This is a genomic window from Acinetobacter sp. ANC_7512 (assembly GCF_056779935.1).
Genome location: NZ_JBWYIX010000015.1, coordinates 45,484 through 60,046, shown reverse-complemented (window position 1 = coordinate 60,046; position 14,563 = coordinate 45,484). Strand labels below are relative to the sequence as shown.

11 protein-coding genes and 1 pseudogene are annotated in these 14,563 nt (G+C 37.4%); 6 read left to right on the top strand and 6 right to left on the bottom strand.

Features of this window, described 5'->3' with window-relative positions:
* The first annotated feature begins 175 nt into the window (after window positions 1–175).
* The 3 genes and pseudogenes from AC1M9H_RS13305 to AC1M9H_RS13295 all read left to right on the top strand — a co-directional run bounded on the left by AC1M9H_RS13305 (window position 176) and on the right by AC1M9H_RS13295 (window position 3,859).
* A pseudogene (locus AC1M9H_RS13305) lies at window positions 176–1,848 on the top strand (phosphoethanolamine transferase).
* Between the two features lies 1 nt (window position 1,849).
* Entirely contained in the window at window positions 1,850–2,530 is a 681-nt protein-coding gene (locus AC1M9H_RS13300; protein WP_179999736.1) for a response regulator transcription factor, read from the top strand.
* 15 nt (window positions 2,531–2,545) lie between these two features.
* Window positions 2,546–3,859 (top strand): ATP-binding protein, encoded by a 1,314-nt coding sequence (locus AC1M9H_RS13295; protein WP_481613572.1) that lies wholly within the window; start codon window positions 2,546–2,548, stop codon window positions 3,857–3,859.
* Window positions 3,860–3,863: 4 nt separating this feature from the next.
* Here AC1M9H_RS13295 and AC1M9H_RS13290 read toward each other — a convergent pair whose 3' ends face one another.
* A complete protein-coding gene (locus AC1M9H_RS13290; RefSeq protein WP_481613571.1) occupies window positions 3,864–4,532 on the bottom strand; it encodes a phosphatase PAP2 family protein in 669 nt (222 codons plus the stop codon).
* A 152-nt stretch (window positions 4,533–4,684) separates the two neighbouring features.
* On the opposite strand from AC1M9H_RS13290, the gene AC1M9H_RS13285 reads away from it, so the two are divergent.
* Window positions 4,685–5,566 (top strand): alpha/beta hydrolase, encoded by an 882-nt coding sequence (locus AC1M9H_RS13285; RefSeq protein ID WP_481613570.1) that lies wholly within the window; start codon window positions 4,685–4,687, stop codon window positions 5,564–5,566.
* Here the strand turns inward: AC1M9H_RS13285 and AC1M9H_RS13280 are convergent.
* Complete coding sequence (locus AC1M9H_RS13280) at window positions 5,563–6,180, bottom strand: TetR/AcrR family transcriptional regulator (RefSeq protein ID WP_481590879.1); 618 nt, start codon at window positions 6,178–6,180, stop codon at window positions 5,563–5,565. The genes AC1M9H_RS13285 and AC1M9H_RS13280 overlap by 4 nt on opposite strands.
* Before the next feature lie 104 nt (window positions 6,181–6,284).
* Here AC1M9H_RS13280 and AC1M9H_RS13275 point away from each other — a divergent pair, with 104 nt between their 5' ends.
* Both AC1M9H_RS13275 and AC1M9H_RS13270 read left to right on the top strand, forming a co-directional pair.
* Window positions 6,285–7,640: a flavin-containing monooxygenase gene (locus AC1M9H_RS13275; RefSeq protein WP_481613569.1), complete on the top strand. Its 1,356-nt coding sequence runs from the start codon at window positions 6,285–6,287 to the stop codon at window positions 7,638–7,640.
* Window positions 7,641–7,753: 113 nt separating this feature from the next.
* On the top strand, window positions 7,754–9,376 hold the full coding sequence (locus tag AC1M9H_RS13270) for a long-chain-fatty-acid--CoA ligase (protein WP_481613568.1): 1,623 nt from the start codon (window positions 7,754–7,756) through the stop codon (window positions 9,374–9,376).
* 60 nt (window positions 9,377–9,436) lie between these two features.
* Here the strand turns inward: AC1M9H_RS13270 and AC1M9H_RS13265 are convergent, their stop codons facing one another.
* The 4 genes from AC1M9H_RS13265 to AC1M9H_RS13250 all read right to left on the bottom strand — a co-directional run bounded on the left by AC1M9H_RS13265 (window position 9,437) and on the right by AC1M9H_RS13250 (window position 14,525).
* The gene (locus AC1M9H_RS13265; protein ID WP_481613567.1) at window positions 9,437–10,753 is read right to left on the bottom strand and encodes a flavin monoamine oxidase family protein; all 1,317 of its coding nucleotides are present in this window, start codon (window positions 10,751–10,753) and stop codon (window positions 9,437–9,439) included.
* A gap of 183 nt (window positions 10,754–10,936) precedes the next feature.
* A complete protein-coding gene (gene cysK / locus AC1M9H_RS13260) occupies window positions 10,937–11,935 on the bottom strand; it encodes a cysteine synthase A (RefSeq protein WP_481613566.1) in 999 nt (332 codons plus the stop codon).
* A gap of 122 nt (window positions 11,936–12,057) precedes the next feature.
* Entirely contained in the window at window positions 12,058–12,732 is a 675-nt protein-coding gene (locus tag AC1M9H_RS13255) for a class I SAM-dependent methyltransferase (protein WP_481613565.1), read from the bottom strand.
* Between the two features lie 101 nt (window positions 12,733–12,833).
* On the bottom strand, window positions 12,834–14,525 hold the full coding sequence (locus tag AC1M9H_RS13250) for an AMP-binding protein (RefSeq protein ID WP_481596592.1): 1,692 nt from the start codon (window positions 14,523–14,525) through the stop codon (window positions 12,834–12,836).
* Window positions 14,526–14,563 lie beyond the last annotated feature (38 nt).

The window sequence follows — 14,563 nt, the reverse complement described above, 5'->3', positions numbered from 1 at the left end:
ACAACTTAAACCTGAACTCAGGAAACATCACTTGTCACGGGTGACTCATCTTGACGCTTTGCCAGATTGCTCCACCAGTCTGGCTTTTTTTATGCCCTAGACTTCAATCATTTATTCAGTAAATTTTAAGAAATAAAACCTAATCTCAGCGTAGTTAAATATTAGAACTCATCGTATGCGCTACACATCTATCATTCAGCAATGGAAAAAACCAACGATAAGCCTAGCACTATTCAATTTAGTACTCTCAGTATGGGTTGGCATTGGTTTAAATATTGCTTTCTACAAACAACTTACTTCACTCACACCTTATCAAGGTTACACAGCAATTCTTTTTTTAATAGGTTCATCTGTCTTAATTACAGCCGCTTATTTTTTTATTTTCAATCTTATTCATTGGAGATTGAACGTAAAGATATTTGCAAGTATCTGGATTGTATTAGGCGGTGTGTCTGCATATTTTGTAAGTAGTTTAGGCATTATTATTAATGCTCATCAGATTCAAAATATGATGCAAACCAATACGATGGAAGCATTTGATCTGATAAATATAAGTTTATTTATTTGGGTTGTATTTTTTATTTTAGCGCCTCTTTTTTTATTTATTGGGTGAATATCAAAAAATCAACGTTTTCTCATACCCTTTGCAGGAAAATGTTACACAGTGCAATCAGTTTAATTTTAGTGTTAGGTTGCGCTTATTTATATTATGTTGACTATGCAGCTATTTTTAGAGAAAACAGAGAGTTGAAAGGAATGATCAGCCCTCAAAATGTCGTTGCAGCGTCCTTCAGTTATTATAAACATCTTCAACCTCCCAAAAATACTATAATTCAACCCTACGGACGTGATGCACACCAATTTATTCAAACGGCGACCCATCAAACTCCCAAACTGATGGTTTTAGTGATAGGAGAAACAGCACGTGCAGAAAGTTTTCAGTTGAATGGATATGATCGAGCTACAAATCCAGAATTAAGCAAATTAAATATAATCAATTTTCGTAACGTCAGTTCCTGTGGTACTGCAACGGCGGTATCCGTACCTTGTTTATTTTCTGGTATGACTCGACAAGCATATACAGAAAAAGTCGCAAGACAACGGGAGAACTTACTCGATATTATTCAACGTGCGGGCTACAAAGTAACGTGGATCAATAACAATTCAGGATGCAAAGAGGTTTGTAATCGGGTTGAGCGTTATGAAATTCCCGAATCTATTCATAAGCAATGGTGCGATTCTAAGGGTGAATGTAAAGATGAAATATTGATTGATAGCCTTAATGCCTATATTCAAGCCATTCCCAAAAATGATAAAACGCCAAGACTTATCGTACTCCATCAAATGGGAAGTCACGGCCCAGCTTACTATAAACGGTCCACTCATCAATACACACCCTTTCAGCCGACCTGTAACACCAGCGCAATTCAGGGATGTAGTCAACAAGCTCTGATCAATACGTATGATAATTCAATTGTATATACAGACCATATTCTCGCTTCGACAATCAATTTATTAAACAAACAAACTCAATTTCAATCCGCTTTATGGTATTTATCAGATCATGGTGAATCCACGGGTGAACATGGAATGTATTTACACGGCGCGCCTTATCAAATTGCACCATCACAACAAACTCATGTGCCGATGATCATGTGGTTTTCAACAGCATGGCGAAAACATCAAGCGTCAACTGTACGATGCATTGAATCTCAGAAAAATGATGTACTAAGCCAAGACAATGTCTTTCACACCATGCTAAGTTTATTGAATATTCATACTACAACATTACAACGCGCATTAGACCTCAGCCAACAATGCAAACCTCAATTACAGAACAGAGCCTAATATGAATAAAATCCTGATGATTGAAGATGACTTTATGATTGCAGAGTCATCTCAAAAGTTGCTCCAATATCAATCATTTGAAGTAGTCTGGGTCAATAATGGCATTGATGGCTTAAAACAATTAAATCAACAAGCATTTGATTTAGTGCTGCTCGATCTTGGATTACCTATGATGGATGGCATGCAAGTACTCAAACATCTTCGCTCACTATTTCCTTCAATTCCTGTACTCATTATTTCAGCAAGAGATCAACTTCAGCACCGTATCGATGGATTAAATCAAGGCGCTGATGATTATCTAGTAAAACCATACGAGTTTGAGGAGTTATTAGCGCGTATTCACGCCATACTCAGACGTGCATCTCAACAAAATACATCTCAGATAAAACAAATTTTAGAGTTTGGCGGACTCAGGTTAGATCTTGAACAACATATCGCGAGTTTTGAAAATCAGACGGTTGAGTTTTCAAACCGTGAGTGGGCTTTATTAATTCCACTCTTAACTTATCCAAATAAGATTTTTTCGAAGTCTAATCTTGAAGAAAAACTGTATGATATTGAAAATGAAATCAGCAGTAATACCATTGAAGTCTATATTCATCGCATACGCTCAAAATTAGGTAAAAATTTTATTCGTAATGTGCGAGGATTAGGTTATCGGCTAGGTCAGCCTACACCATAAAACAAGAATTGATACATGACGCAACCCTACTCTTTACAAAAGCAACTTGTTGTATTTACATCAATTTTTAGTGTGGTAATGGGATGTATATTGGTTTTTTCAGCCTATAGAACAGCTTTAGAAGAAACAAATGAAATACTTGATGCTCAGCTGAAAAATCTGGCAGAGCGCGTTGCAAAATTTAATCCAGATCCTATAAAGAGTAAATTTTCACATTTAAAACAGTACCATGAAGAAGATTTATTTGTAGATGTTTGGGCCTATGACCAACAATCACATTTACACGAAAAGTTTAAACAGTTGGTTGAGCCAGTTGCTAAGTCAGGTTTTTATCATCACACTAATCATTATGGTAAATGGCATACCTATGTGATTCCATTGAAAACTGTTCAAGTCCAAGTGAGCCAACAAGACTCTGTTCGACAAGCTTTAGCCATAGAGCTCGCAATCAACATGTTTTTACCTTATTTAATCATTATGCCTTTCGCGATTTATGGCTTAGGTTTTATAATTAGAAGAATTTTTGCTCCATTTGAGCAATTTAAATCCGAATTAAGTACACGTAAACCAAATGAGCTGACCGTAATTGACCCTCAACAGTACCCTATTGAGCTAGTACCCAGCATTCAAGCGATCAATCAATTATTTCAAAGGATCTCTGATGCCCAACAAGAACAAAAACAATTTATTGCAGACGCCGCTCACGAATTAAGAACACCAATTACAGCATTAAATCTTCAAACTAAAATTTTACTCAAAGAGCTCCCCCATCACGAATCGTTAATCAAAATGAATAATGGTTTACACCGAACTCAGCATTTGGTCGGTCAGCTTTTAAATCTCGCTCAACAAGATTCATTAAATGCCAGTAACGAGAAAAAAGTGAGTATTCGGTTAGATGAACGCGCTTATCAATCTATTGAACAATTGATTCATTTAGCTTTAGCCAAAGAAATCGATTTAGGTATGGAACGTTATGAATACGTTCAAATTATAAATTACTCATCTGCTATAGATTCAATATTAACCAATTTAATAGAGAATGCGATTAAATACACGCCCCCCAATGGCATCATTAACGTTTCTACATTTCAAGAGAATGATATAGCTATCATTCAAGTCGAGGACAGTGGCCCAGGAATTTCAGCAGATCTGTATGAACGTATTAAAAAAAGATTTTATCGAGTCGAGCAACATCAAGAAATTGGTAGTGGCTTAGGTTTATCAATTGTTGAAAAAGCGGTAGAACGTATGGGGGGTAATCTTATCTTTGATCGCAGCCCTCAATTAGGTGGTTTATTGGTGAGAGTGGAAATTAAACTACATTAATTGCTTAGGCTAATTTAACCTTATCTTTTAGACTAAATATTACAACATTGAACATCCAAATCAACCAACCTGTCCAAAGATTATGACTAAAAAAATGTGCACCTCTAAGCATTTGCGTCCATCCCATAAGCATTCCCAAGAGAATTGAACTCAATAAGTAAAATTGAGCTAATTTTGTTTTTTTGTTCCTGAACACAAAATACCCACTCAATAATGCAAAACCTGCAGAAGCATGACCTCCAGGAAAACAATGCCCAACTTTACTACTGAGACTCCAGACAATTGTCATTCCCTGAGGTTGAGCTGCATCCCATGGACACATCAAGTTCGACTGTGATTTGAACAACGCTATTAAAATAATTGAAATCAAAGCAATTGCAAAAATTGTGATGTAATTTTTAGAGGTTTCCAAACTTTGATTTCTCGATTTGGGATGAGCAACCATGACTGCATATATCAGCATACTGCAGTACATCGCGATTAGCACATATTTAACCCATTCATGCCCGACTACACTTGGCCAAAATGCATCTTTTAAATAGAACACTCCTTTTGAATTTAAGCCTAATTGAATCAATTTCATGTCGACTGCACCATGTACTGGAAATAGATTGACCAAAATGAAATAGCTCAAGATTAAGGCGATACATTGCTTGCGATAGAAAAAACTCATACGAATACATCGAATAAAAATGTATTTAAATCAATCAGGCTTAAAATTTTCTGAACGATTTGACATCAAATAGACTTTTATACTGCATAACGATATGCTTAAACCAACCTGAGTTGGGTTTTAAAAATAAAAAAGTGTTAAGGATAACCACGATGCAAACTCAAGAATTACTTATTCCGAATGGCAACTATCAAATCCAAGCGGATTTTTATATGCCAGTGCCGATCACAAAAGATTCTAGTATCATCATTATGGCTCATGGCTTGGGTGGAGAAAAAAGCTGTGGCTTAAACTCTTTCGCTGAAGCTTATGCAGAATTGGGATATAACGTATGCGTATTTGATCATTCTGGTTTTGGATTAAGCAGTGGTCCTGTTCAGCATCTTGTTGATAAAAATAGTCAACTTCAGGATTGGAAAGTCGTTATCGACTATATTCAAACCCGATTCTACATCTCGAAAAAAAATATCATTTTATGGGGGTATTCGTTCAGTGGTGCGCATGTTCTAACATTAGCAAGTGAACACACCTTTAAAGCAGTGATCTCTAATTTTCCACACGTTGATGGTTTAGCGAGCTTGACACTGTATCCGAAAAAATATTTATTGCCTGCAACCATGATTGCATTACAAGATTTAGCCCTAGCAAAAATAGGTAGAGTCAAAACCATGCCTGTAGTTGCAAAAGATCGGTTTGCCATTTTGGCGGGTGAAGATTGCTACGATGCATATTATCGACTGATTCCAGACGGGATGCATTGGAAAAATGCTGTACCAGCTCGAATCGTTGCAACCATTGGTTTATACCGACCAACAATGATCGTTCATAAAATTCAATGCCCTGTTTTTGTGTCAGGTGCGGAACTAGATTCACTTATTCCTGTCAAAGCAACACGTAAACTCGCACAAAAACTAAAACAAGGTGAATATCGTGAGTTCGTCTGCGGTCACTTCGATCTATTTCATTCGCCCGTTTTTGATCAACTCATCGCAGCGCATCAACATTTTTTGGAAAAACTAAAAATAAACTTTTAAAGTTGGTAGTTATATCCCTTACTGCTTAAGTAAAATTCACTGATGAAATGGCATTCTTTTAGAATGTCATCAGTGACTTGTTGATGCTGATAGTAGCTGTGTTTCATTAATGCAAAAACCATTTCAACCAGATACACCGCTTCCTCTTTTCTATTCAATTTCAGCGGATGTACTTTCTGCTCAAATACCGCTTGTAAATCATGAGCAATCTTCTCAATCACGATTTCCTGTAAATTAAAACCATCAACATGTACTGGCCCACCCAGAATCAAAATACTTGCAGCAGGATTTGAATTGTAGAACTCAGCCACCTTAGAAATTAGGTCAAAACAAATATCACGTGTTGACCAAGTTTGATAGCACTCATTTTTAAACAAAACATAGGCCTGCAGTTCATCTAAATAACGTTTCACCAATATGCTGAACAAATGATTAACTGTTGGAAAGTATTGATAAATCGTAATCTTAGGAAGATCGGACTGTGCTGCAATTTCGGGAATAGTACAGTAATTGATGCCTTGTTCTTCTAATATTTTCTTCGTTGTTTCTAATACAAGTTCTAACCTTGCTTTACTTCTTTTTTGTACAGGAAGCTTAATTTCATCAAAAAGCATTTAAACAAATCCCCTGTCTTGCTGTTTAAAAATAAATCGATTATAGTCATAAAACCAACTATAGTTGGTTATGAATAAAAAGAACATCATTCAAGGATATGAATATGAACACAGTCTGTATCATTGGTGCAGGTCCGTCAGGAATTACGGCTGCTAAAAATTGTCAACAAAATGGTATTGCATACGATATCTTCGAGAAGAATGACAAAGTCGGTGGGAATTGGGTGTTTAATTCTAAAACTGGTCATTCTTCAGTCTATGAGAATACACACATTATTAGCTCGCGTACAATGTCTGAATATGAAGATTATCCAATGCCAGACAGTTACCCTGATTATCCACGACATGATCATTTGCAGCAGTATTTTGAAAATTATGCCAAACATTTTGGTGTATATGAGAAGATTAAATTTCATCACACTATTAACCATATTCATAAAAATGAAAATAAAAAATGGGTGGTGGATTACACCGATGATCAAGGTAAAGAACAACAGAAAATATATGACTATTTAATGGTTGCCAATGGTCATCACTGGAAACCGAAATACCCTGAGTATGAAGGTGAATATACTGGCAAGTGGATGCATTCACATGATTTTAAAGGTGTAAATGACGACTGGCGTGGAAAGAGAATTTTAGTCATTGGTGCAGGTAATTCAGGCTGTGATGTTGCCGTAGAATCAGCACGTGTCTCAAAAGATGTGTATATATCGATGCGCAGTCCACAATGGTTTGTTCCAAAATTTATGTTTGGACATCCCGCAGACATACTCGTCAAGTCAATGGAAAAACTTCCGCCCAAAATGCGCCAAAAAATTCTGACCAAATTGGTAAAAGCATTCAGTGGAAATTACGCAGATTTTGGCTTGCCTGTAAATGACAAACCGATGCTGACACAACATCCAACGGCGAACTCTGACTTCATTGACTATGTGCGTCACGGTAAAATCAAACCAAAACCAGCGATCAAGCGTCTCAATGGTAAAATTGTAGAATTCGTCGATGGTACTCAACAAGAGTTTGATATTATTTGTTGTTGTACTGGTTTCTGGACCGTCTTCCCTTTCTTCGATAAAGATTTTATAGATTTCCAACATGCTGAAAAATTACCGCTTTACCGTAAAATGATGCATGCAGAACATGACAATCTTTATTTCATTGGTTTATTCCAGCCACTAGGTTGTATTTGGCCAATTTCAGATCATCAAGCCAATTTGGCATGTCAGGAAATCTTAGGAAAATATAAACGTCCTGCTGATATGAAAAAAGCGATTCAGCATGAGTTAGATCATCCACATTACAACTTTGAAGGCGGTCAACGTCATGCAGCAGAGGTTGACTATAATGACTTCCGCGCTGAACTCGTGTCAGACCTTAAAACTGCTGGTGTCATCATTCCAGAGCGTAAACCTTTGGTTTCAATCCGTAAATTAGTTGGTTCTTTACTGACTGCATAATTTAGTGTATTTCTAGGTCATCAGTGAGTGTTACGTTAATCGTGAGCACTCACCTTACATAAATATAATCAACTCAAAATAACAACTTAAATGATCAATAGCAGGAGCTTTGCATGCACGGACGTATGATGTTTCAACCTTTATTAATCAGCAGTTTACTAGAACATGCTGCTGAATTTCATAAAGACACCCTGATCGTTTCAAAAAACACCGATGGCTCACTTTACGAAACCAATTGGGGCGATGTATCGGATAATGCTAAACGTGGTGCAAAGGCATTAAATGAACTTAAACTCATTCACGGCGATTGTATTGCAACATTAGCTTGGAACAATCATCGTCATTTAGAGGCTTGGTATGCTATTTCTGGTAGTGGTTTAATCTGTCACACCATTAACCCAAGATTATTTCCAGAACAACTGATTTTCATTATTAATGATGCACAAGATAAAGCGATTATTTTTGATAAAACATTCCTACCTTTGATTACAGGAATAAAAGCACATATTCCACTGGTGCAACATTTCATCTGCTTAGATGCACCTGATGAAAAGATTCGTCAAGCCTTACCCGAAGTCTTGTTCTACGATGATTTAATTGCGGGTCAAACTGCAGAATATACATGGCCTGAATTTGATGAAACCACTGCTAGTTCACTATGTTATACCTCTGGAACAACAGGCAATCCTAAAGGTGCTCTCTATTCTCATCGCTCAACTGTTCTTCACAGTTTAGCGGCCAGCTTACCTGACTCACTCAATCTGTCAGCCAAAGACATTATTTTACCTGTAGTTCCGATGTTTCACGTTCATGCATGGGGAACACCTTATGCCGCAGCGATGGTAGGTGCTTCAATTATATTACCAGGGCCGGGTCTTGATGGTGAGAGTCTAGTTAAACTCATTGATCAATATGAAGTGACTGTTGCACTTGGTGTTCCTACCATTTGGCAAAGCTTGTTGGTCGCTGCAAAAGCAATGAACAGTTCACTGACCTCCTTAAAACGTAATGTCATTGGTGGCTCGGCTTGCCCACCAAGCATGTTAGCCACATTCCGTGATGTATATGATTGTGAAACCATTCATGCATGGGGGATGACTGAAGCTAGTCCACTTGGCACTGCTAATCAATTCAAAGCTAAACATCACCAACTTTCTCAGGATCAACAAGCAAAACTACGTCTTTCCCAAGGTCGCCCGCCGTTTGGGGTCAGTATTCGTTTAGTGTCTGAAGAAAAAGGAACCGATCTTGTTCCACATGATGGTGAGACTATTGGTAATTTACAAATCAAAGGACATTGGATTGTTGACAAATACTTTGGTCAGTCCGACTCACCATTGACCAGCGATGGGTGGTTTGATACTGGAGATATTGCGTCTATAGATGCTGATGGTTATCTGCATATTAGTGATCGTGCCAAAGACTTGATTAAATCTGGTGGAGAATGGATATCTTCTGTAGAGCTTGAAAATATCGCAATGGGTCACCCAGAAATTGCGATGGCTGCGGTCATCGCAGCACAACATCCAAAGTGGGATGAAAGACCTGTCTTAATCGCTGTTAAACATCCTGATAGCCAAATCACTGAACAACAACTCATTGATTACTATGCTGATAAAATTGCTAGATGGCAAACTCCAGATAAAGTGATTTTTGTCGATGCCATACCGCTTAGCGGCACTGGAAAAATGCTAAAAAGAAAACTTCGCGAAGAATATGGACATGTATTAATGTGAGTTCAGGTTAATTTCTCAACTCACTCATACTAACTAAATAAAGCTGTAACTGTACATCAGTTACAGCTTTATATTTGAGCCGTTACGAATAATTAAATTAGCAGTATCACGACCTGACAGATATGCACCATGCACAGTGCCTGCATAATCGGTATGACAATGTTCACCTGCAAAATATACTTGCGCTGGATGCTCTTTTTTAAAGATCTCTACATCATCTTTAGTATGTTCAACTTTTGGAAAACTAAATGAACCTAAACTAAACGGATCACTCCCCCAGCGGGTAATTATGATGTTCTGAATTTCATTGGAGTGCATGCAAATCTTCAATATTTTCTTGATATATTCATGCACCTGTTGCTCCGTTGCTTGATCAACCCATTCTGACTTTGTACCTCCCACGAGAAGGAGATAAGTCGGTTTATTATATAAATGACTAAAATCTAAAATACTATACAGCTCATGCTCATCCCAAAAAAATGCCGTATTGTGTTTAAGTGCATTCCCATTAAATTCTAGAGCTTTTGAAAATTGTATAAATATTTTATTGAAAGATCCAAAACCCAGCTTTTGAATCGATTGGACTAATCCACTAGGCAAAGGCGGCTCAAACTTAATTTTATCTTGCTTTAAAATACCGAGTGGAACAGTCACCACAACTTGAGAACCTATGTAAAGCTGTCCACATGCTGTTTTTATCTGCACTCGATGAGAGTCATGAACGATTTCAACAATATCTACATTCGTATGAATCTCTAAATCAGCAGCCAGAACTTTAACAATCTGTTCATAACCTTTTGGAAATATCACTTCATCGCCTGAGAAGTAGCCTTCAAAATCCATAAAATTATGGGCTAATTGCTCTAAATCAGTCGCAAAAGGATCATTGGCAAGCCTTGAGTAATACTGCTTAATTTTTTGTGAGATGACGTCTCGATCAAAATAATGAAGTTGAAAACGTATCGTTCCTAAAACATTCTCAAGTTGCTCAAAAGCGGAGATATCCTGCTCTTTTGATTTATTTTGAAAAACCTTCTGAACATCACGAAGGCATTTTTCAAATTCTAAGCTCTCTTGTTCGGTAAATGGCTGACCATTGGCATGAAAATAATCCATTTGATCATAATTAAAAACTTGAGTATTGATCCGATTGGACTCTGCAATTTTACATATCGGATTATTATCAATACCATGTATCCATGATGCACCAAGGTCAAAACAATGACCATCAATGTTTTGTGTATGTATTCTCCCACCTATACGATCACGTGCTTCTAAAACAACAACATTAAATCCTGCTGATTTTAAATGCTGAGCACAACTTAATCCTGCAACACCAGCGCCGATAATATAAATAGGATGATTAAAGTCGTTCATTCATTTTTTTATTAGAAAAAATTCGCTTAAAGATATCGCGTTCAAAACTGTGAAAATAGTCGTGTGATGTAATAAATTTAAAATGATTGGTAACTTAAGAAGAGGTAAAAATTGTTTTAATCGAATAAATCACAAAAAAAACGGCCATGAAGACCGTTTTTTTAGAATGCTTTGATTTTCTCCTTAATCTGCTGAGATATCTTCAAATAAAACTGAAGATAAATAGCGCTCTCCAGCATCAGGTAAAATCACCACTATGGTTTTACCTGCATTTTCAGAACGTTGAGCAAGTTCATGAGCGGCCGCTAATGCTGCACCACTTGAAATCCCCACAAAAATCCCTTCTTTGATTGCAGATTGACGAGCAAAATCAATTGCAGTTTGATTTTCAACCGCGATAACTTCATCCACCAAATCTAAATCTAGATTTTTAGGAATAAAGTTTGCACCAATGCCTTGGATTTTATGTGGTCCCGGAGTGAGTGTTTCGCCACGCTTCGCTTGTCCAATAATTGGTGAGTCTGCTGGTTCAACTGCAACTGAGTAAAGGGCTTGATTTTTAACTTTCTCAAAATAACGCGAAATACCAGAGATCGTACCTCCCGTACCTACACCAGCCACTAAAATATCAACCTTACCACCCGTTGCTTCAAAAATTTCAGGTCCAGTTGTAGTTTCATGAATGGCAGGATTTGCTGGGTTTTCAAATTGCTGAGGTAAATAATAAAGCTCTGGGTTCTCAGCAACTAAACGTTCTGCTTCTTGAACAGCACCATTCATCCCTTTAGCTGGATCGGTTAATACTAAATGAGCACCCAATGCTTTGAGTACTTTACGGCGCTCGATACTCATACTTGCAGGCATAGTCAGTGTGATGTCATAACCTTTAGCAGCAGCAACAAAAGCTAGCGCAATCCCTGTATTACCACTCGTCGGTTCAACAATATGCATGCCTGCTTTAAGCACACCACGTTGTTCTGCATCTGCAATCAAAGCAGCACCAACACGGCATTTTACTGAAAATGCTGGGTTACGTGCTTCGACTTTGGCAAGAACTGTAGCCCCACTCTGTATTACACGATTAATGCGAATAAGCGGTGTATTACCAATCGCTTCAGCGTTATTACTGTATACCGCGATTCCACGATTAGAAGTTTGTGGAAATTGAGTCTCTGTGGTCATGAACAATCCTTATATTCATAAAACAATACTTTTATCATAATCCTTTTTCATTTTAGATATATAACCATTTGTACGATTTTCATATAAGATAAAATGAATAGGTTATTCTAAATATGAAATTATCACTTTACTGCTTTTAATCCATAAAAATTAGACATTTGACAAAAAGTTCTTAAATTTTGATAACCAGCCTGAAGGTATAGATTCTTCATCTCTTTCACCGTCATTAAATTAAAGTCATCATGTATTCTTTCCAACATGACCTGACTTTGTTTTTCACTTAATCCTATTTTTGTCACCAAATTTTTTAATACTAACTGATCATTTGGTTCTTCGAATTGCATCAGATCAAAACTCAGAACCACGCCATCTTGTTTCAAAGCATGGTAAATATCACCTAAAAAACTCTTTTTGCATGCATGTGAAACAAAATGAAAAACCAAAATACTCAATACTGCATCAAAATTTTCAGGATATTTCTGGAGCACCGTCGTGTCACCTTGCAGAATTATGACTCGGTGCATTTGCTGCTTAAACTGAACGATCTGTTTTGTTTTTTCAAGCATCGCTGACGATGAATCAAACACAACAAACTCCGCCTTTGGAAAATGATCTAATAAATAATTCAGTTCAAATCCAGTTCCGCACCCGACAATGGCAATTTTAGCCTCTTCTTTGAGATGAGTTTCAAGCAACGCCAGAATATGTAGATGCATCAGTTCATATCCTGGTATGAGCTGCCTGATATGTTCATCATAGTTTTCTACGATTTTTGGGTGATCAAAATTCTTTGCCATATCGCTCTTCTACTATTTTTTAAAATTAAGCCGAACTTAGTGAACTAAGTTCGGCTTTGTTGTTTTTCTAGCTTGAAGTTAAAAATATTACTCAATGACGATTAAGCACTCTCATCAAAAATATTGAGTTGCTCACGCATATATTCTTGGAGTTTAAACTTCTGAGCCTTACCAGAAGCAGTCATTGGGAACTCTTTAAGAAAATGTACATATCGTGGCACTTTATTATGTGAGATATTGGCTTTGCAGTAATCTTTGATCACTTGTTCAGAACATTCATGTCCTTCATGCAAAATAATACAAGCACATAACTCTTCGCCATATTTCGGGTCAGGAAGTCCAATCACTTGGACATCGCTAACAGCAGGATGTTTATATAAGAAGTCTTCAATCTCTTTAGGGAATAAATTCTCCCCCCCACGAATCACGACATCTTTAATGCGACCTTTGATTTTGATAAATCCTTCATCATCCATTTCAGCGATATCACCGGTATGCATCCATTTTGCGACATCTACGACTTCTCGGGTTTTTTCTTCTTCATCCCAATAGCCCAGCATGACTGAGTATCCTCGTACACACAACTCACCGAGTTTGCCACGAGGCACTACTTTACCGTGTTCATCGACTATTTTAATTTCGATATGTGGATGAACTCGACCAACAGTGCTCACTCGTTGTTCTAGCGAATCTGTGATCGAACTTTGTGCGCTTACTGGCGCTGTTTCAGTCATGCCATAACAAATCGTGATATCTCGCATATGCATACGCTCAATGACGCGCTTCATGATTTCTTTTGGACATGGACTGCCAGCCATAATGCCAGTACGCAATGTAGTCAAATCAAATTCGTCAAATTGCTCATGATCAAGCATGGCAATAAACATGGTAGGCACACCATATGCCGCAGTACATTTCTCTTGTTCAATCGCTTTAAGACTATCAAGAGGATTAAATACAGCTGATGGATAGATCATGGTTGATCCATGTGTAATACAGGCGAGATTACCCATCACCATACCAAAGCAATGAAATAACGGTACAGAAATACAAACTCGATCTTGAGAAGTCAGTTTGATTGCCTCTCCCACAAAATACCCGTTATTCAGAATATTATTGTGTGTCAGCATGGTCCCTTTGGGGCTACCTGTCGTTCCGGAGGTAAACTGGATATTGATGGTTTCATCGAATTGAAGACCAGATGCTATCTCATTAAGTTGATCTAACTGCTCTGAAGTCGGTTCAGCCAATAAATCACTAAAGCGATAAAACCCAGTATGTTGTTGATCATCTATTTTGATCAAATACTTTAAATGCGGCAATTTTTCAGCATTTAAAACGCCATTGGTCGTATGCAAAATTTCTGGTGCAATTTGCGTCAAAATTTCTTGATAATTGGTCGTCTTAAAGGTCGATGCAATGATCAATCCTTTGCAAGATACTCGATTGAGTACGTATTCTAGCTCGTAGCTTTTATACGCAGGATTTAAGTTGACCAAAATAATTCCAGCCTTGAAGGCTGCAAATTGTGCGATCGTCCATTCCACACAATTAGGCGACCAAATCGCTAGACGATCTCCCTTTTCTAAACCGATTTTTAATAAACTACATGCAAAAGCATTTACTTTCTCTTGTAACTGCTGATAGGTCAAACGTACATTTTGATGCACACTGACCACAGCATCCTGATCGGCATATTGTAGGCATGCTTGATCAAATTTATGGCCTATGGTCATACCCAATAAGGGTTGCTCACTGGTGCCATAGGCATAACTGAGTCGTAATTGCGTCATTGAATCATACTCCTTGATTCTATTTTCTTATATCAATC

Excerpts from the sequence above, each read along its gene's own strand:
- AC1M9H_RS13300 (WP_179999736.1), top strand. The coding sequence starts at position 1,850 with ATGAATAAAATCCTGATGATTGAAGATGACTTTATGATTGCAGAGTCA.
- AC1M9H_RS13295 (WP_481613572.1), top strand. The coding sequence starts at position 2,546 with ATGACGCAACCCTACTCTTTACAAAAGCAACTTGTTGTATTTACATCA.
- AC1M9H_RS13290 (WP_481613571.1), bottom strand. The coding sequence starts at position 4,532 with ATGAGTTTTTTCTATCGCAAGCAATGTATCGCCTTAATCTTGAGCTAT.
- AC1M9H_RS13285 (WP_481613570.1), top strand. The coding sequence starts at position 4,685 with ATGCAAACTCAAGAATTACTTATTCCGAATGGCAACTATCAAATCCAA.
- AC1M9H_RS13280 (WP_481590879.1), bottom strand. The coding sequence starts at position 6,180 with ATGCTTTTTGATGAAATTAAGCTTCCTGTACAAAAAAGAAGTAAAGCA.
- AC1M9H_RS13275 (WP_481613569.1), top strand. The coding sequence starts at position 6,285 with ATGAACACAGTCTGTATCATTGGTGCAGGTCCGTCAGGAATTACGGCT.
- AC1M9H_RS13270 (WP_481613568.1), top strand. The coding sequence starts at position 7,754 with ATGCACGGACGTATGATGTTTCAACCTTTATTAATCAGCAGTTTACTA.
- AC1M9H_RS13265 (WP_481613567.1), bottom strand. The coding sequence starts at position 10,753 with ATGAACGACTTTAATCATCCTATTTATATTATCGGCGCTGGTGTTGCA.
- cysK (WP_481613566.1), bottom strand. The coding sequence starts at position 11,935 with ATGACCACAGAGACTCAATTTCCACAAACTTCTAATCGTGGAATCGCG.
- AC1M9H_RS13255 (WP_481613565.1), bottom strand. The coding sequence starts at position 12,732 with ATGGCAAAGAATTTTGATCACCCAAAAATCGTAGAAAACTATGATGAA.
- AC1M9H_RS13250 (WP_481596592.1), bottom strand. The coding sequence starts at position 14,525 with ATGACGCAATTACGACTCAGTTATGCCTATGGCACCAGTGAGCAACCC.